At 65.3% G+C, this 18,015-nt stretch carries 17 protein-coding genes; 15 read left to right on the top strand and 2 right to left on the bottom strand.

What is annotated here, in order from left to right; all coding sequences use genetic code 11:
* Positions 1–24: 24 nt before the first annotated feature.
* From IPP90_17630 to IPP90_17600, 7 genes are read left to right on the top strand one after another with little or no spacing between them, the layout of a single operon-like run.
* The gene (locus IPP90_17630; GenBank protein ID MBL0172494.1) at positions 25–687 is read left to right on the top strand and encodes a phosphoribosylanthranilate isomerase; all 663 of its coding nucleotides are present in this window, start codon (positions 25–27) and stop codon (positions 685–687) included.
* Positions 684–1,883: a tryptophan synthase subunit beta gene (trpB, locus tag IPP90_17625; GenBank protein ID MBL0172493.1), complete on the top strand. Its 1,200-nt coding sequence runs from the start codon at positions 684–686 to the stop codon at positions 1,881–1,883. The genes IPP90_17630 and trpB overlap by 4 nt, the downstream gene beginning before the upstream one ends.
* On the top strand, positions 1,880–3,577 hold the full coding sequence (locus IPP90_17620; protein ID MBL0172492.1) for a HEAT repeat domain-containing protein: 1,698 nt from the start codon (positions 1,880–1,882) through the stop codon (positions 3,575–3,577). Before trpB ends, IPP90_17620 begins: the two co-directional genes overlap by 4 nt.
* Positions 3,577–5,034, top strand: a complete 1,458-nt coding sequence (locus IPP90_17615; protein ID MBL0172491.1) for an HD domain-containing protein — start codon at positions 3,577–3,579, stop codon at positions 5,032–5,034. The genes IPP90_17620 and IPP90_17615 overlap by 1 nt, the downstream gene beginning before the upstream one ends.
* Positions 5,003–5,818 carry a tryptophan synthase subunit alpha gene (locus IPP90_17610; GenBank protein ID MBL0172490.1) on the top strand — a complete coding sequence of 272 codons (816 nt, stop codon included), beginning with the start codon at positions 5,003–5,005 and terminating at the stop codon, positions 5,816–5,818. Before IPP90_17615 ends, IPP90_17610 begins: the two co-directional genes overlap by 32 nt.
* A 26-nt stretch (positions 5,819–5,844) precedes the next feature.
* On the top strand, positions 5,845–6,348 hold the full coding sequence (locus IPP90_17605; GenBank protein MBL0172489.1) for a hypothetical protein: 504 nt from the start codon (positions 5,845–5,847) through the stop codon (positions 6,346–6,348).
* Positions 6,345–6,797, top strand: coding sequence for a LytR C-terminal domain-containing protein (locus IPP90_17600; protein ID MBL0172488.1), 453 nt, complete (start codon positions 6,345–6,347; stop codon positions 6,795–6,797). Before IPP90_17605 ends, IPP90_17600 begins: the two co-directional genes overlap by 4 nt.
* Here the strand turns inward: IPP90_17600 and rlmN are convergent.
* The gene (gene rlmN, locus IPP90_17595; GenBank protein MBL0172487.1) at positions 6,726–7,838 is read right to left on the bottom strand and encodes a 23S rRNA (adenine(2503)-C(2))-methyltransferase RlmN; all 1,113 of its coding nucleotides are present in this window, start codon (positions 7,836–7,838) and stop codon (positions 6,726–6,728) included. The genes IPP90_17600 and rlmN overlap by 72 nt on opposite strands.
* Entirely contained in the window at positions 7,835–8,728 is an 894-nt protein-coding gene (locus tag IPP90_17590; protein ID MBL0172486.1) for a hypothetical protein, read from the bottom strand. The genes rlmN and IPP90_17590 overlap by 4 nt, the downstream gene beginning before the upstream one ends.
* 204 nt (positions 8,729–8,932) lie before the next feature.
* On the opposite strand from IPP90_17590, the gene aspS reads away from it, so the two are divergent.
* The 8 genes from aspS (at position 8,933) to IPP90_17550 (ending at position 17,987) form a co-directional block, all read left to right on the top strand.
* On the top strand, positions 8,933–10,702 hold the full coding sequence (gene aspS, locus IPP90_17585; protein MBL0172485.1) for an aspartate--tRNA ligase: 1,770 nt from the start codon (positions 8,933–8,935) through the stop codon (positions 10,700–10,702).
* A complete protein-coding gene (locus tag IPP90_17580; protein MBL0172484.1) occupies positions 10,699–11,664 on the top strand; it encodes a PhoH family protein in 966 nt (321 codons plus the stop codon). The genes aspS and IPP90_17580 overlap by 4 nt, the downstream gene beginning before the upstream one ends.
* Positions 11,661–12,125: an rRNA maturation RNase YbeY gene (ybeY, locus tag IPP90_17575; protein MBL0172483.1), complete on the top strand. Its 465-nt coding sequence runs from the start codon at positions 11,661–11,663 to the stop codon at positions 12,123–12,125. The genes IPP90_17580 and ybeY overlap by 4 nt, the downstream gene beginning before the upstream one ends.
* 25 nt (positions 12,126–12,150) lie before the next feature.
* Positions 12,151–13,416 (top strand): HlyC/CorC family transporter, encoded by a 1,266-nt coding sequence (locus IPP90_17570; protein MBL0172482.1) that lies wholly within the window; start codon positions 12,151–12,153, stop codon positions 13,414–13,416.
* Positions 13,417–13,418: 2 nt separating this feature from the next.
* Positions 13,419–14,396 carry a DUF21 domain-containing protein gene (locus tag IPP90_17565; GenBank protein ID MBL0172481.1) on the top strand — a complete coding sequence of 326 codons (978 nt, stop codon included), beginning with the start codon at positions 13,419–13,421 and terminating at the stop codon, positions 14,394–14,396.
* Positions 14,393–15,532: a methylmalonyl Co-A mutase-associated GTPase MeaB gene (gene meaB, locus IPP90_17560; protein MBL0172480.1), complete on the top strand. Its 1,140-nt coding sequence runs from the start codon at positions 14,393–14,395 to the stop codon at positions 15,530–15,532. The genes IPP90_17565 and meaB overlap by 4 nt, the downstream gene beginning before the upstream one ends.
* Positions 15,532–17,226: a methylmalonyl-CoA mutase gene (locus tag IPP90_17555; protein MBL0172479.1), complete on the top strand. Its 1,695-nt coding sequence runs from the start codon at positions 15,532–15,534 to the stop codon at positions 17,224–17,226. The genes meaB and IPP90_17555 overlap by 1 nt, the downstream gene beginning before the upstream one ends.
* A 101-nt stretch (positions 17,227–17,327) precedes the next feature.
* Positions 17,328–17,987 carry a methyltransferase domain-containing protein gene (locus IPP90_17550; protein ID MBL0172478.1) on the top strand — a complete coding sequence of 220 codons (660 nt, stop codon included), beginning with the start codon at positions 17,328–17,330 and terminating at the stop codon, positions 17,985–17,987.
* Positions 17,988–18,015 lie beyond the last annotated feature (28 nt).

Genomic DNA, 18,015 nt, shown 5'->3' with positions numbered 1-18,015 from the left:
GGGCCTCAGCCGACGGGCGGCGGCGTGACGCAGGTCAAGATCTGCGGACTGACGACCGAAGCCGATGCGGTGTTCGCCCAGCGAGCCGGGGCACGATTCCTCGGGGTGATTCTGGCTGGTGGTCCGCGACTACTTGACGTCGAACGCGCCCGTGATGTCCTTGGTGTACGCCGTCACGGAGTGAGTCGGGTCGCCGTATTTGCTGATCGGCCGGTCGCCGAATTGCTGTCCATCAGTGAATCGCTCGACCTGGATGTGCTGCAATTGCATGGCGAACCCTCAGCGGCACTGATCGCCCAACTGCGGAGCGAGTCGTCGCGCGCCGTCTGGCCGGTGGTGCGAATCGCGGGTACGGACCTGCCATCGGAGGCTCGGGAGCTGGCTGCCGCCGCGGGGACGCTGGTGCTCGATGCCAAGGTGGTTGGGCAGCTTGGCGGGACGGGCGTTGCATTGGATTGGAGCGGCCTTGCGGATAGCGTCGAGTCGCTGCGGGTGTCGGTCCCAGGAGTCCAGCTGGTGTTGGCGGGCGGTCTCCGGGCATCGAATGTGGCGAAGGCCATCGCGCTGCTGAATCCGGAGGTGGTTGACGTATCTTCCGGTGTCGAGAGTGCGCCCGGTGTGAAAGATCCGCTGGCGGTTGAACGGTTCGTATCTGCGGTCATGGCCGCAAAGGGGACGAGGAGATGACAGTGGCAGCACTTGCACCCGCGGCGAACGACCGGTTCGGTCCGTTTGGCGGACGCTACGTCCCGGAGACGCTGATCCCGGCACTTGAGGAGCTCGAGGCCGCGTTCGCGGTCGCTCGTCAGGACGCGTCATTCCAGGCCGAACTGGATCATCTGCTCCGCGAATACGTCGGCCGGCCGACGGCGCTGACGTTTGCGCCGCGGTTCTCCGCCCGCATCGGTGCGCCGGTCTGGTTGAAGCGCGAGGATTTGAACCACACGGGTGCGCACAAGATCAACAATACGGTCGGGCAGGCGTTACTGGCCGTTCGCATGGGCAAACGGCGGATCATCGCGGAAACTGGCGCCGGTCAGCACGGCGTGGCGACCGCCACCATTTGTGCGCGTTTTGGGTTGGAGTGCGTGGTGTACATGGGTGAGGAGGACATGCGGCGGCAGCAGCTGAACGTGTTCCGCATGCGACTCATGGGCGCGACCGTCGTGCCCGTCACCTCGGGGACGCGCACGCTCAAGGATGCCACCAGCGAGGCGATTCGCGAGTGGGTCACATCGGTCAACGAGAGTCACTATATCATTGGCTCGGTGGTGGGACCGGCTCCGTATCCCTACATGGTGCGGGAGTTTCAATCGGTCATCGGACGTGAAGCGCGTACCCAGATCCTGGAGCGGGCCGGACGGCTCCCCAAGACGGTCGTGGCCTGCGTCGGTGGCGGATCAAACGCGATGGGCATCTTTGCCGGCTTTGTCGACGACACCGCGGTCGAGCTGGTTGGCGTTGAAGCCGCCGGCGAGGGACTCGGTACCGAACGTCATAGCGCCTCAATTACAAAGGGAACCCCCGGCGTGCTGCACGGTTCACTGAGCTACCTGCTGCAGGACGCGGATGGGCAGGTGCACCCGGCCCACTCTATTTCGGCGGGACTGGACTATCCCGGCGTGGGCCCCGAACACGCGTGGTTGCACGATAGTGGTCGAGCCAGCTACGTGTCCGTCACTGACACCGACGCGTTGCGTGGTGTCGCGCTCCTGAGTCGGCTCGAAGGGATCATTCCGGCGCTTGAAACCGCGCACGCGGTGGCATGGGTTGAACAGCAAGCCGGCCGCTGGACGCCGGATGAACCCGTCCTGTTGTGCGTCAGCGGTCGAGGCGACAAAGATGTGGCGACCATCAGTCAGTTCGAGCTGCCCGCGCTATGAATGACTCCGCTTCGATCTCGACGGAGTCGAAGCAGGCCATCCTGGCTGTGGAGGAGGCGCTGCGTGCGCTCGCCAAGGCGCAGCGGGCGCTGCAGATGTACCTGCCCAACAGTCCGACGCGGGCCCAGGCGCTCGAACAGGCTCGTGCGGCCTTCGGGCGAATCTGGGGGTTTGTCGCGGACGTGCAGTTGGAGATTCGCGAGTCCTCGCTCCTCTGGGACTCGAACGTTGTCTACCAGGATCTCGAGCGCGGCACCGAAGGCTTGCCCTGGTTGCTGCACCGCGATGGGCTGCGCGCCCTGACGCTTCACGCCGGATTCGAAATCGGCGAACTCGAGCCCCTGCTGCAGGTGTTTCAGCGGGCCCGCACCGCCGCCACTGACGAAGACGATCTGGTCACGCTGTTATGGGTCGCGGACCTGAGCGGCATCGAATTCCGACACGTCGAGTTGGAAGGTGTGGTGGATTTTGCGCTGAACGATGGTGATCGCGGCGGACAGGGCGTTGCGCGGAGTGATCAACCACGGTTGGCGGTGCCAGCAGCGGAGACTGCGCCGCCCGGCGAAGGGCCGCCGCCCGGATTTGTGCGCGTCGAAGATTTCGACACCACGTTGTACTTTCTCGAACCGCGCGAAGTCAGCTACCTGCAGGACGAACTCAAGCGTGAGTATCTCGAAGATCAACGGCAAAACGCCCTGACCATCCTGTTTGACCTGGTGGAACTCCCGGATGCCGGGGATGCACCGGAACGAGCCCTCGCGTTCATCGACCAGTTGTTGCTGGAATGCCTCGCCGCAGGCGACTATGAACAGGTTGGCTACGTCCTCCGCGAATCGGCCGCCACGTTGCGACGCGGCGAGCATCACGATGCGGTCGCCGAAACGCTGCGCGAACTTCCGGCCCGCCTGAGCGAACCGGCCGTCATGGGGCAATTGCTGCAGGCACTGGACGAGGGCACACGTGCGCCGGTGGCGACGCTGCTGGAGAATCTTTTTGCGGAACTGCGACCGGCCGCGCTGGCACCGTTGGTCGCATGGCTCGGCGTCGCGACCGCGTCGCCGGCCCGCGCGGCGATTGAGCGTGCCTCGCTACGACTGGCGGGCGCGCACACCGGGGAGTTGGCGCGCCTGCTTGAGCACGACGATACGGCGATTGTCCGCGGCGCGCTGCGCGTCGCCGCGCAACTCGCAACCCCGGCAGCCGTACCGGGTCTCTCACGCGTGCTACGCGGCGACGATGCGAAACTGCGGGCCGACGCGGTTGCTGCCCTCGCGGACATCGGATCACCGGGCGCGTTGCAGGCCCTTGAGCGCGGCGTCGATGACGCCGATCGAGACGTTCGCGTCGCGGCCTATCGGGCGATCGCCGCGCGCCGACATGGCGGCGCGCTGCCGCGTCTGGCGCAGGCCCTCCGTCGCAAGGAACTCCGTGCCGCCGACCTCGGCGAGAAGATGGCGGTGTTCGAAGCATACGGCACCTTGTGCGGTGACGCCGGGGTCCTCGAACTGGACGGCCTGTTGAATGCCCGCGGATTGCTGGGCGCCAAAGAGCCGCCCGAGTCTCGCGCCTGTGCCGCACGGGCGCTCGGCCTGATCGGAACGCCGTTGGCGATGGACGCGCTGCAACGCGCGGCGGACACCAAGGATGTGGTCGTCCGCAGCGCGGTAACGCGTGCGATGCGCGGGAGCGCCTGATGCCTGGCCTCGGATCGGTCGCCGAACAGAGTCCGGACGCCCCGACACAGCGCCACGCGCGCGCGTACGTCGTGGCCCTGCACGGTGCCGTACGGGCCATTCGCCTGTATCCCGTGGAAAATGCTGCGGTCCAGAAAGCACTTCAGGAACTCATCGCATGCGCCGAGCGCCTGCGAACCGCCGACGACGGCTGCGAACTGCGTCGTCGTGGCGACTACTTGTTCGTGAATGAGACCCGGCTACGGCTCACGCTCGACAACTATGCGGCGGTCGCGTACGTGCTGGGCCTGTTTCGGGAAGCGGGCATCGGTGGGTTTACGGTGTTGCAACGACCGGAGCCGCGCGCCTGGGTGGTCATGATTGCCTTTCTGCAGTCGCCGCCGCTTGAGTACCCCGAGGACGAACGGTTGGCGCAACTCACCGAGCGCCTCGCTCAGTCGGCCGTAGCCGATTTCGAGCTGCTGCCGCCGGCCGAGGACGGCGCCGGTGATGACGACGCGGAACTCGACCAGAAGGAGCGCGCCCGTCAAACATACGTCCGCTCGCTGGACGTCACGCGTGACGTGATGACGTCGGCCCGCCTCGGGCGCAGTCCGGGTCTCAAACGCGTCAAGCGGGCCGTGCAGGGCATTGTCGATGCGATTCTCACGGATGCGGCCTCGATGATCGGCCTGACCACACTGCGCGAGTTCGACGAGTACACGTTTGTGCATAGTGTGAACGTGTGCATTCTTTCGGTCGCCCTCGGCCGGCGCCTGGGTCTGTCCAAGGTTCAGTTGCTTGACCTGGGTCTGGCGGCATTGTTGCACGACATTGGCAAATCGCGGTTGCCGCTCGAGTTGCTGAACAAGCGCGGCCAGCTCGATGATGCGGAACGAGCCATCCTGCAGACACACCCCTGGCAGGGCGTGCTGACGCTGTGCGCGATGCCGACCGGCACCGGACGACCGTGGCGTGCGCTCACGGCCGCCTACGAGCACCACATGCGGATTGATCTTTCCGGTTATCCCAAGCCGGTCCGGGAGCGCCACCTGTCCTTGTTCAGCAAGATTATCTCCGTCGCCGATGGATTCGATGCGGCCACTACGACTCGTGTGTATCAGCAGGCCCCCTGGACCCCCGCCGACGTGTTGCGCGGCATGCGAGACAATCCACGCCTGGGCCTCGATCAAGTCGTGGTGAAAGCGTTTATCAATCTGACGGGCATCTATCCCGCCGGCACGGTTGTCACGCTTGATACGTTTGAGCTCGCCATCGTCCAGTGCGCCAGCCCGGACCCCATCGCACTTTCCCGACCAATCGTTCGCTTGCTTTCGGACGCCCAGGGCAATCGCTTGCCCGATGCGCCACCCTGCGACCTGACCGAACAGCGCGCCGACGGACAGTACCTTCGCACGATCATCCGCACCGAAGATCCAGAGCGTCATGGCATCCGCATCGCCGATTACTTCTCCTGAATTCGTGACGTCTTCCGTCATTGCCACGCGCTTCGCGCAGTTGGCCGCATCCGGTCTCCGAGCGCTCGTGTGCTACGTCACGGCGGGACATCCCGATCGCGAACGCAGCCTGGCCCTGATACGCGGTCTCGAACAGGCGGGGGCGGACATCATTGAGATTGGCGTGCCGTTCTCCGATCCACTCGCCGACGGTCCCGCCATTCAGCGGAGTTCGCAGATCGCCATCGACGCAGGGATGACGCTGAACCGTACCCTGGAGCTCATTGCCGACGCCCGTGTCAACGTGCCGATCGTGCTGTTCAGCTATCTCAATCCCCTGATTGCCGGTGGACCCGATGTGCTTGAACGTGCCAAGGCCGCCGGCGTGCACGGCGTGCTCGTGACGGACTTGCCCGTGGGGGCCGATCCGGAACGGGAAGCCTGGTTCGGCGCGAGCGGGCTGGATTTCGTCCGGTTGGTGGCACCTACCACGCCGCTGTCTCGCATGAGGGAGATCTCACGTCATGGCGGAGGGTTCATCTACCTCATCAGCCGAATGGGTGTAACCGGCGCGCGCGACACGCTTGCGGCAGATCTCCCGGAGACCGTAGCACGGTTGCGTGCGGCGACGACGCTTCCGCTGTGCATTGGATTCGGCATTTCAACCCCGGCCCAGGCCGCCGCGGTCGCGCAATTGGGTGACGGCGTGATCGTGGGAAGTGCCATCGTCACCGCGGCCGAGCGTTCGGTCGCGGAAGCACTCGCCCTCACCGCGTCCTTGCGCGCGGCCATCGACGCTGCATGATCAATGGATTGCCACCATGGGCCGTAGTGACGCCGAAGCGCCGCGAACATATCGCGCGCGTCGTGCGGCTGCTTGGCCAGTGGGCGGAACAGATGCACGTCGTGCCGCAGGAGTCGGCAGCGTGGCGAGATGCGGGACTATGGCACGATGCCTTTCGCGATGCTGACGAGGTCACGTTGCGCGCGATGACCGACGACAGGCACCGACCGGTCGGGATGCTGCATGGCCCGGCCGCCGCCGCCCGGCTGGCACACGAGGGGGAGTCGCGCGCGAACGTGCTCGAGGCGATCCAGTGGCACACAGTGGGGAACGCGCAATGGGAACAAGCCGGACGTGCCCTGTATATGGCGGATTTTCTCGAGCCCGGGCGACCGTTCATGCAGGCCGACCGGGCGTTTCTTGCCGCGCGCGTGCCGCACGCGTTCGACGCCGTGTTTCGCCAGGTTGTGCGGCTGCGACTGGAGTGGGCGATTCGGGAAGGCAAGGGTCTGGCACCCGAGACCATTGCGTTGTGGAACGCCGTGCGATGAGCGTCTCGCGCCCGAAGCGGGTCACGTTGGCGGTGATTCTCACGGTGACGGCCGGTTCGCTGGCCGGATGGTATCAGGCAACCAGCGCGTCAGAGCCGCCGATACAGCCGCCGCCGATGACGACCGATACGTTGGCACGGGCACCACGGGGCACACGCATTCGGGTGCGCGTTTTGAATGCCACCCGCACGCAGGGACTCGCAAAACGCGCCTCGTTTGTTCTGCGCGACTTCGGCTACGACGTGGTCGACTTCGATAGTAACGCGGGCGCACCGCGTACCAGCACATTGGTCCTTACGCACACCGGGCATGCCGATTGGGCACAACGGCTGCGACGGGCGCTCGGCACCGGCACCATCGAGACCCGCGTCGATTCGTTACGCTATGTGGACTTCACCGTGCTGGTGGGCAGCGACTGGAAGGCGCCGACCAAGGCGTTCCGTCCGTAGCTGGCCGCACGCGGCGGCAATATCCAAACCACGGCTTCGTCGCACGGCCGTCTCGACACCACGCGCGCGCAGCGCACGCACGAACGCCGCAATCACCGGAGCTGCCGTCGGCGTGAATCCCATCGTGCCGCCGGGGTGCAGCGGAATCAGGTTCACGAAAGCGCGACACGCGCGTGCCAGCGCGGCCAGTTGCGCCGCGTGCTCCGGCTGATCGTTGATCCCGCCGAGCATGACATACTCGAACGTGACCCGTCGCTCGAAGGTCGCGGCGGCGGCTATGACGTCGGCCAGCGGATACTTGATGTTGATCGGCATCAGCGACCGGCGAAGTTCATCCGTCGGCGCGTGAATCGAAATGGCCAATCGGAACTGTTCCGGCCGCTCACTGAGTGCCACGATGCCAGGGAGCACGCCGACCGTCGAGATCGTGATATGGCGGGCGCCAATACCCAGCGCACGCGGATCGTTGAGGAGGGTGAGGGTGGTGTCCACCGACGACCAGTTCATGAGCGGTTCGCCCATGCCCATGAACACCACGTTGGTGGCGAGAATCGGCGGTGTCAGCAGACGCAGCGCGCGCACCTGACCGGCAATCTCCGACGGCTGCAGGTTGCGTTGGAAGCCCATCGCCCCGGTCGCGCAGAACGCACACTGCAGGGCACAACCGGCCTGTGACGAGATGCACAGGGTCATGCGGTCGTCATCCGGAATGGCCACCGTCTCAATCAATTGCCCGTCGTGTAACCGAAACAGGAACTTTTCCGTCCCATCGCTCGAACGCTGGCGGGTCTCCAAAACCAGCGTTGGCAGTTCGAAGGCAAGCGCCAACGACTCGCGAAGTGGCTTGGGCAGCTCGGTCATGTCCGCGAACGCATTGACCGGCCGTTGCCAGAGTCGCGCAAAGACTTGTGTCGCGCGATACGACGGCTCGCCACGATCCGCAAACCACCCTCGCAACCGTGCCAGCGCGCCCTCGGGATCGAGGTCGAGCAGATTCTCGCGCGGGGTGGACGCGATCAGGACGGGCAGTTCGGACGTCAACGGAGGAGAGAACTCAAGGTGAATTGATACAAGGGGCCGAGGCCCGTGGTGCCTTCTTCTCGCGCCACACCCACTACGTAGCGCGCGTAGTGCAGCGCCACGCCCGATCGGATGCGCGAGACCGAGCGGCCTGAGGCGATGGTTCGCAGATAGGCGCCGCGCAAGTCCACCCGGTCGAATCGCCACGCGACATACGGCCCGTGCTCCTTCGCGCCGCGATTGACGGCATTGTAACTGTATCCCACGCGCGTCTCACGACCCGCCTCGCCCATTACGCGCGCATCCGCCGCCATCACCACCGCCGGCCGATCGTCGATCTCACGGCCTGGACGCCAGAGAAAGCTTGACAGCGCGATACGTGCGTCGCGCACCGGGAGTGAATGCACGAGCACACCCAGATCCGCCGCTAAGGCATTGTCGGTCCGTTGATCGGCGCGCCCCTCCCGGTAACGAAACGCCGCACCAACCGTCACGTGTGGCAAGAGATCACGGGCCGCCGAGAGCGACAGCAACAGACTTGAATACGGAACGTCGCCGAGGGCCTGCGGATCAGTCTCCGTGCGGACAATGCTGGCAACCGACGTCTGGGCCACCGAAAACCCGATCGTGGTTCCGCCGGGCCGTCGCACATTCACCGATAAAAGGCGACCCTCAACGCCCTGATCGGAGGTTGGCGCGAGTGACGCCACACCCACGCGCCATCGTTCTGTTTTCGCAAGGTGAATGGACGCGGGATTCCACAGCCCACCGCCCGGCTCGCTCGCCAGAGCAGCCGGTTCAAGCACCGCTCCCAGCGGAAACTCCCAGAGGTCGCGAGCTGGCACCGACTGCGCGGACAGCCCGGAGGCCCACCCGAACGCGGCAAGCCCGCACAAGAACTTGCGGCGCATGAAGTTGAGTCTAGTCAGTGACAACGGTCTGAACAAGCAACGGATCCGCGCCGCCAACCGGAGCGTTCGCTACCACGGGTGCGCTAAGTCGTGTATTTTGCTAAGGTTAACCCCCTTTGCGACCATCACTGTTCGGCAGGAGCGCGGTACGTGACCTTTGAAGTGAGCGGACAAGCGCCTGATCGGGCCGTGATGTCCACGTCGATGCGGACCGATGCGTGCGGACAACTGCGACGCGAGGATGTCGGTCGTACCGTTCGTCTCGGTGGCTGGGTCCACCGGAGTCGTGACCTCGGCGGGTTGATCTTCATCGACCTGCGCGATCGGACCGGATTGGTGCAGCTCGCATTCGGACCGGCGTGGTCCACGGCCGAAGCGGCGACGGTTGCTGCTGCGGTGGGAGTGGAGTCCGTCGTGCTGTGCGAAGGGGAAGTCGTGGCGCGCGAGGCTGATCGACTCAATCCGGACATGGATACCGGTGCCGTGGAAGTGCGTGTTCACACGATGACGGTCGTGGGGCCGGCCATCACGCCGGCGCTGCCGGTCGCGCGTGGTCGCGGAGAGAAAGCGCCCGCCGAGGAACTGCGCTTGCGCCACCGCTACCTCGATCTGCGGCGCCCCGAGATGCAGCAGAATCTGGTGCTGCGGCACCGACTGATGCAGACCACACGGCGCTTTCTCAGCGATCGCGGCTATCTCGAACTCGAGACGCCCATTCTGACCAAGCCGACACCGGAGGGCGCGCGCGACTACCTGGTGCCCAGTCGCGTCCACCCGGGCGAGTTCTATGCGCTGCCGCAGTCGCCCCAGATCTACAAGCAGCTGTTCATGTGCTGTGGTTTCGATCGGTATTTCCAGATCGCCCGCTGTTTTCGTGATGAAGACCTCCGGGCGGATCGGCAACCCGAGTTCACGCAGATCGATATCGAGGCGTCGTTCATCCAGCGCGAGGACATCTTTGCGCTGGCGGAAGGGCTGATCGGCGCCATCTGGCGCGAGGCCGGCCATGAGATTCCGTCGCAATTCGAGCGCATGTCGTACGCGGACGCAATGGAATACTACGGCTGCGACCGTCCTGATCTGCGCTACGACCTGCGACTGCGTGATTTCAGCGCGACCTTTCGCCCGCTTGAATTCAGCGTCACCTCTGCGGCGCTGCAGTCCGGTGCCCGGGTGCGCGGGCTGGTGGTGCCCGGCGGAGGCGTTTGGAGCCGCAAGCAGGTGGATGAACTCGAGGCGCTGGCCAAGAGCGCGGGCGCGGGCGGATTGCTGCGCCTGCGGCGCGTCGATGGCGTGTACGACGGGCCGGTGGCCAAGTTCCTCACCGATCAGGCACGCGCCGACCTGGCGCTCCAGGATGGGGATCTCGCGCTGTTCGTCGCCGCCGTCGACCGTATCGCGAGTCCCGCCCTCGACCGCGTGCGGCAGGAGTGCGCCCGACGCCTGTCGCTGGTCGACGCGAACGCGCAACGATTCCTCTGGGTGCTGGACTTCCCGATGTTCGAGCAGGATCCGGAGAGCGGCGCCCTGGCGGCGGTGCATCATCCGTTCACGGCCTCGCATCCCGATGACATGCGGGCGTATCCGGAACAGCCGGAACGCTGGCGTGCGCTGGCGTATGATGTCGTGCTGAACGGCACCGAACTTGGTGGCGGCAGCATCCGCACCAGTGACCCCGCCGTGCAATCGCGGATGTTTGCGCTGCTCGGCATCGGTGACACCGCGGAACAGGAGCGGCGATTCGGCTTTCTCCTGGAAGGCCTGCGCGCCGGCGCGCCACCGCACGGCGGGATTGCGTTTGGGTTCGACCGCATCGCGATGCTGTTGGCAGGGGCCCCATCACTGCGGGATGTGATTGCCTTTCCCAAAACCACGGCTGCACGTTCCCTCTTCGAAGGCGCGCCGGTGTCCGTCACCGCGGCGGATCTGCAGGAACTCGGCCTGAGCCTCCGCGCACCGCGCGAGGGCCCGTGACCGACGCGACGATTGTGCCGGTGACGACGCGCGTCTCCGTCGAAGGCGCCGATCAACTGCTGCTGGCCGGTGTGAACGACGGCAATCTCGTGGAACTCGCCAGAGCGACCGGCGCGCGTGTGGCCCTTCGGGGAGATGCACTGGCGCTGACCGGAGACGCAGAAGCGGTCGCCCGCGCGGAAGGTGTGGCCGTGGCCATGGTGGCGTTGGCGCGCGACGGTCGGACCGTCACGGCCGACGACGTCTTGCGCCTGGCGCTGACCGAGCGACCGGTCGATGCGCCGGGCGCAACGGCAGGGACGTTGGTGGTACCGGGGGCCCGCCGCATCGTGCAGGCGAAGACGCCCGGCCAGGCGGAGTACCTCAAGCAGATCCGTGAGCACGACATCGTGGTTGGCATCGGACCGGCCGGTACGGGAAAGACCTATCTTGCAGTGGCCGCGGCGGTGGATGCCCTCATGCGCAAACGTGTGCGTCGCATCATCCTCGCGAGGCCAGCCGTCGAAGCCGGTGAGAGTCTTGGATTTCTTCCCGGAGACATGCAGGCCAAGGTGGATCCGTATCTGCGCCCCTTGTACGACGCATTGGATGATCTGATGCCCGTCGAGCGCATTCAGAAGGCGCTTGAATCCCGCACGATTGAGGTCGCTCCACTGGCCTTCATGCGTGGACGGACACTGGGCGATGCCTTTGTCATTCTGGACGAGGCCCAGAACGCCACCGGGTTGCAGATGAAGATGTTCCTGACGCGACTGGGCGTGAACTCCAAGATCGTCATCACGGGCGACAAGACGCAGGTGGATTTGCCGAGTCGCGAGGATTCCGGACTCATGCAGATTGAGCGGATTCTGCACGGGATTGAGGGGATCAGCTTTCACTACTTCACCGACGCCGACGTGGTGCGACATCGCCTCGTGCGCGATATCATTCGCGCCTACAACAGCGACGCTGCGGGCGTATGACGCGCATGTCGGAGCGTGCGGTCGCCGTTCAGGCCGATGGCGTACGCTGCCCCGTGGCGCTCGCACGACTTGAAGCCCTGGCGCGTCAGGTGCTGGGCGCCCTCCGTATCTCCCGCGCGTTGGTGTCCATCACCCTGGTCAACGCACGCGAAATGGCGCGACTGAATCGCACCCATCTCGGACACCGCGGCGCGACCGACGTGATCACCTTCACGCTGACCGGCGATGCGGCCGGCGCGGTCGTCACCGACATCTACATTTGTCCTGACGTCGCGCGCGAACAGGCGCGTGCCCACGGAGTCGGTGTGCGTGAGGAGCTGGCGCGGCTGGTCGTCCACGGCGTACTCCATGCGTGCGGGTGGGAGCATCCCGTCGACGCGACGCGGGTGCAATCGCCGATGTGGCGACGCCAGGAGCAGCTGGTGCAGCGCTTCTGGATCGCGCCCGCCCACCGCGTATGATCGACCGCAGTCGATGGGAGGGCGCGTGAGTCTCGCGATGTGGGCGGTCGCCGGAGGGGGCGCCGGTCTGGCGGCTCTGGCGGCGGTGGCGGATGGTGCATTGCTGGCCGACCACGGGGCCCTGGCGCACAGCGAACGCAATGGACTGGTGCCGCTTCCTACGGTGTCGCGTCCCGTGGCGTCGCGAGAACGCGCGCATCGCGCGCTCTCCTTTGCCCGCGTGGTTGGTCATGGTGTTGCTGGCGGCGCCTTGGCGCTCGCCCTCGGGCTGGCAGAACGCACGGAGTTGCAGGCGCTGGCCCTGTTGGCCGTCGCCGGGCTGATCACCGTGGCATTGGCCGAGAGCACCGCGCGCGCCATCGGTGACGCCCTGGGTGATCAGGCCAGCGAGCGGTTGCGGCGATTCACGCGCCTCCTCGAAATTGGATTTGGGCCGTTTGTGCGCCTCGGAGAGTGGGTCGACAGTCTGTTCGTCGAGTCGGTATCGGACGCCGAAGGGTCGGTGGAGCGACGAGAGGAGGCGGCGGCGCAATTCCGCGATGTCATCAACACGGACGCCGATGTCTCCGGTGACGAACGGGAGCTGCTGCTCGGCGTGTTCGATTTCGGGGAGACCACCGCGGAAGAAGTGATGGTGCCGCGCGTCGATATCATCGGGCTTGAGCGCGAAACACCGTGGTCTGAGGTGTTGGATCATTTCCGGAGTGAGCAGCACTCACGGGTCCCGGTGTTCGACGAATCGATCGACGAAATCGTCGGGATTCTCTACGCCAAGGACCTGTTGGCGTCGGCCATCGCGGACACCGAACCTTCCAGCGGATGGCAGGCGCTCATGCGTCCCCCGACCTTCGTACCACCCAGCAAGCGCATTGCCGACTTGCTGCGGGAGTTCCGCGCCACCGGACGACACATTGTGGTGGTGGCGGACGAGTACGGTGGAACTGCCGGATTGGTGACCATTGAGGACGTGCTCGAAGAATTGGTCGGCGAGATTCGCGACGAATACGATGACGAGGAACGGCAGGTTGAGTCGGAAGCGGAGTTGCGCTTCTGGGTGTCCGGGCGCCTCACGCTTGATGACCTGTCGGACGCGCTGCATCACGATTTTCGTCGCGATGATGTGACCACGGTCGGCGGACTCGTGCTTGAGTTGCTGGGTCGCGTGCCTCGCGCCGGGGAGTCGCTGCAGATCGGACCGTTTCGCGTCATCGTCGAACGGGTGATTCGTCGGAAAATCGAACGCATCTACCTTGAACGCCTGCCGGGCACCCAGTTGAGCGGGGACGCGTAATCGTGCCCGTCTTCAGCCTGTTCTCGATGCTGGCGGTGGTCGCGGTGCTCACGACCGCAGCGACGGCGGTGCGCGCGGTGAGCCGCCTCTGGCTCCGGCACTGGATTGAGCACCGCCAGCCGGCAACACCCGCGATGCGTCACTACCTCGAACGGCCCGCGCGACTCGCGCATGCGGCGGGTACGGGGATCACGTTGACGGTATTTGCCTGGGGCGCGATCCTCGCGGGCACCGAAGGTGCGCACCCGTGGGCCCTCGCGCGTGACGCCGTCGTCGGTCTCCTGCTGCTGCTGGTCGTTGGGCAACTTATTCCCCGCGCCATCGGCCGTCGATGGGCGCCACAGCTGGTGCCGGTGCTGGTGCCGATGCTTCGTCTGGTGGACCTGTGCGTGACGCCGTTTCTGCGGATTGCACAGGCGACAACGCGGATCATCGTGCGGCAGCCGCCGCGTGCGGAGCACGAGATGCGCGAGGGGCTTGAGGATTTGCTGCGCGACGGCGCATTTGAGGGCATGGCGGAGACCGAGGAGATGGCGATCATTTCCGGCGTCATGCAGTTCGGCGAGAAGACCGTGGCGGATGTCATGACCCCGCGCTCAGAGGTGTTCGCGCTTGACAGCGCCCTCTCCGCGCGCGACGTGGCCGAACGGATGGCCCAATCCGGCTATAGCCGGGTGCCCCTCTTTCGCGAGTCCCTCGACAATATCGTGGGCATGATCCATGTCTTCGACGTGTTCAAGTTGGCGGGGGAGCGCATGCCAGCGCTGCGGCCGGTGAGCCACGCCACGCCCGCAAAGCCGGCCAACGAGTTGTTGTTTGAATTGCTGCGGGCCCGTCGGCAGTTGGCGATCGTCTATGATGAGCACGCGCATCTGGTGGGGCTGGTGACCTTAGAGGATCTGTTGGAGGAACTGGTGGGAGAGATTCGCGATGAACACGACGAGCCGTCGTCTGACGGTGTGAACTCACCGACCACGTGACGACCTCCATCGACCGCGTGCTCGAGGGTTTCCGGGCAGGCACCACCGCGGCCCTCGCCCGCGCGGTCAGCATCGTCGAGAACCATCGGCCGGGATTCGATCAGTTGCTCTCGGCCATTCACCCGCTGGTCGGTCGGGCCCGTCGCATCGGTATCACCGGACCACCGGGGGCGGGCAAGAGTACCTTGACCACGCGATTGGCCAGGACCTATCGCACGGCCGGGTTGCGGGTGGGAATTGTCGCGGTGGATCCCACGTCACCCTTCACCGGCGGCGCACTGCTGGGTGATCGAATTCGCATGGAGGACGTCGCGCTCGATCCGGGCGTGTTCATCCGCTCCATGGCGACCCGAGGGTCACTGGGGGGATTGGCAACGGCCACGCGCGAAGTGTGCGACGTGCTCGACGGTTTCGGTATGGACGTGATTCTGCTCGAGACGGTCGGCGTCGGGCAGAGCGAGCTGGATATCTCGCGCGCGGCGGATACAACACTGGTGGTTCTGGTGCCGGAATCGGGTGACTCGATTCAGACGCTGAAGGCCGGTGTGATGGAGATCGCCGATGTCTTCGCCGTGAACAAGGCGGATCGACCGGGGGCCGACCGCCTGCGGAACGACATCGAGTTGATGCTCGGGTTGCGAACGGGGGCAGCGATGCAGGCGCCTGCCCACCACGGCATTGACCTGTCGCGCCTTGGGGACCGGGACGCGCAACGGCAAGCGATGAATCCGGCGCGCGCCGCCCGTGAGGCGGCCGCGCGCGCCGGTCACCCGGAGTCGGTCGATGCCTGGACGCCACCGGTCCTGCGAACGGTGGCGGCCAAGGGGGAGGGTATCGAACTGGTGGTGGACGCCCTCGACCGGCATTTCCACTATCTTGTGGCCAGCGGTGAATTGCAGTTGCGGCGGCGACAGCGTCTGAGGGAGCGCGTGATGGAGGTTGTCGAAGGACAACTTCGCCAGCGCCTGTGGCACGACGCGGCGACACTCACCTGGCTGGAGCATCAACTCCCGATGCTCGAAGCCGGCACCGTGGCGCCGTTTTCGGTGGCCGATGCGTTACGGGCGCGCAGCGGCGTGTTGCTCACCGGCGTTGAACACTCGTCCGTATCGAGTCTCCTACCAGGAACCAACTGATGACGACGGTCCGCGATCTCGAAGACGTGGTGCGCCAACAGCAGGCGGAACTCGATCAACTGCGCGATGAAGTCGGGCGCTGGCGATCACAGTTCGATGCCGGGCGCACGCGCGACATCGCATTCACGAATTCCGCGGCCGAAATCGAGCCCCTCTTCACGGCCCTTGATCTGGAGAACTCGGCGGGAACCGCGTTCGAACTGCCGGGACAGTGGCCCTATACGCGCGGCATCCATCCCACCGGGTATCGTGGCAAGCTGTGGACGATGCGCCAGTTTGCCGGATTCGGCACCGCACGAGAGACCAACCAGCGGTACAAGTTCCTGTTGTCACAGGGGCAGACCGGGTTGTCCGTCGCCTTCGATTTCCCGACGCTGATGGGCTACGATTCCGATCACGTGCGATCAGAAGGCGAAGTCGGCAAGTGCGGCGTGGCCATCTCTTCGCTGGCCGACATGGAAACCCTGTTCGAGGGCATCCCGCTCGACCAGGTGTCGACGTCGATGACGATCAACGGGCCGGCCATCATCCTGTTGTGCTTCTACATCGCTGCCGCGGAAAAGCAGGGCGTTGACGCCGCCAAGCTTCAGGGCACGGTGCAGAACGACATCCTGAAGGAGTACATGGCCCAGCATGCCTGGTGCTTCCCGATCGAGCCGGCGCTGCGGCTGATTGCCGACGGATTCGCGTGGTGCGCCAAGCATGCTCCGCACTGGAATACCATTTCCATTTCCGGCTACCACATTCGTGAAGCAGGGGCGACGGCGGCGCAGGAATTGGCGTTCACCCTGGCTGACGGGTTCACGTATGTCGAGCGTGGTATCGCCCGCGGACTGGATGTCGATGATTTTGCGCCGCGTCTGTCGTTCTTCTGGGACATCCACAACGATTTCTTCGAGGAGATTGCCAAGCTGCGCGCCGCCCGTCGCATCTGGGCTCGTCACCTGAAGGAACGCTACGGCGCGAAGAATCCGCGCTCATGGATGATGCGATTCCACTCGCAGACCGCCGGCGTCACACTGACGGCGCAGCAACCCATGAACAACGTGGTACGCGTGGCGTATCAGGGTCTCGCGGCCGTACTGGGCGGCACGCAGTCGCTCCACACGAACTCCATGGATGAGACGCTGTCGCTGCCCACCGAGAGTGCCGTGCAGGTGGCGCTCCGGACGCAGCAGGTGCTCGCGTTCGAGACCGGAGTCCCCAATGTGATGGACCCGTTGGGCGGGTCCTATTATGTCGAGGCCCTCACCGACCGACTGGAAGCCGAAGCGGAGTCGCTCTTCACGCAGATCGACGAGATCGGCGGGGTAGTGAAGGGGCTCGAAGAAGGCTGGTTCCAGAAGAAGATCGCCGAGAGCGCCGCGCGGCAGCAGTGGGAGATCGAGCAGCATCGGAAGCTCGTCGTGGGGGTCAATGAGTTCGTGACCGATGAGCCCGAGCTGAGTATCCCGATTCTTCGCATCGGCGCCGAGGCCGATCGTGAGCAACGGGAGCGACTGGCGGCCGTGCGCGCCTCCCGCGACAGTGCCGTGGTCGCGGCGCGCCTCGATGCACTGCGAAACGCGGCGCGCGGCGAGTCGAACGTGGTGCCGTTCATCCTCGACTGCGCGCGCGCCTATTGCACCCTCTACGAGATTCGCGCGGCATTGGAAGACGTGTTTGGCGCGTATCGCGAACCGGTGTTCTTCTGAGTCCAGTCAAGAAGGTCCTTCCGTGGTGGCAGACCCACTTCGATGCACGGTACCTGCACGAGTACGAGCCGCTGTTTGATCTCGTCCAGGACCGCCGGGAAGTGGCGAGACTGCTTGACCTGCTCGAACTGCCGTCGGGTGCGCGGGTGCTGGATTGTCCCTGCGGCCAGGGACGTCACGCGCATCTGCTGGCCGAGGCCGGCTTTCAGGTGGACGGACTCGATTATTCGAAAACCCTGCTCAAGGCTGCGCGGGCCCGCGGGACCTCACGCGCGCTGCGCTACACGCAGGGCGACATGCGCACCTTGCCGTCGAAGTGGACCAACCGCTTCGACGCGGTGGTGAATCTGTTTACCTCGTTCGGCTTCTTCGACAGTCCCGGCGACGATCTTCGCGTGCTGCGCGAATTCGCCCGTGTGCTCAAACCGGGCGGTGTGCTCATCTGGCACGGTGGGAGCCGCGATGGGGTCATGGCGAAATTCCTCCATCGTGATTGGTGGAGCACCGCCGACGGCACGATGTTTGGCCAGGAGCGCACGTTCGACCCGCTGAGCGGATTCCTCGAGATCACCTCCACGTGGCGCGGACCCGGTGGCGATGGCGAGCGAACGCACCGGATCCGACTGTACACAGCGTCGGAATTGGCCGCGCGCCTGTGCGAGGTGGGATTGATTGTTGAACAGGCCTTTGATGCCTGGACGGACCGGCCGCTCACTCGCCGAGCCGGTGAGATGCTCCTCGTCGCCCGACGCGAAGGATAGCGCGTTGATACCTTTCCGATTCACCCCG

Source organism: Gemmatimonadaceae bacterium, from assembly GCA_016720905.1.
GTDB lineage: Bacteria > Gemmatimonadota > Gemmatimonadetes > Gemmatimonadales > Gemmatimonadaceae > Gemmatimonas.
The sequence above is the reverse complement of the archived record's forward strand: the minus strand, read 5'-3'. Positions and strand labels throughout refer to the sequence as shown.

Bases quoted from the DNA above. Each gene is read 5' to 3' on its own strand.
- trpB (MBL0172493.1), top strand. From the start codon at position 684: ATGACAGTGGCAGCACTTGCACCCGCGGCGAACGACCGGTTCGGTCCG.
- IPP90_17620 (MBL0172492.1), top strand. From the start codon at position 1,880: ATGAATGACTCCGCTTCGATCTCGACGGAGTCGAAGCAGGCCATCCTG.
- IPP90_17615 (MBL0172491.1), top strand. From the start codon at position 3,577: ATGCCTGGCCTCGGATCGGTCGCCGAACAGAGTCCGGACGCCCCGACA.
- IPP90_17610 (MBL0172490.1), top strand. From the start codon at position 5,003: ATGGCATCCGCATCGCCGATTACTTCTCCTGAATTCGTGACGTCTTCC.
- IPP90_17600 (MBL0172488.1), top strand. From the start codon at position 6,345: ATGAGCGTCTCGCGCCCGAAGCGGGTCACGTTGGCGGTGATTCTCACG.
- IPP90_17590 (MBL0172486.1), bottom strand. From the start codon at position 8,728: ATGCGCCGCAAGTTCTTGTGCGGGCTTGCCGCGTTCGGGTGGGCCTCC.
- aspS (MBL0172485.1), top strand. From the start codon at position 8,933: ATGCGGACCGATGCGTGCGGACAACTGCGACGCGAGGATGTCGGTCGT.
- ybeY (MBL0172483.1), top strand. From the start codon at position 11,661: ATGACGCGCATGTCGGAGCGTGCGGTCGCCGTTCAGGCCGATGGCGTA.
- IPP90_17555 (MBL0172479.1), top strand. From the start codon at position 15,532: ATGACGACGGTCCGCGATCTCGAAGACGTGGTGCGCCAACAGCAGGCG.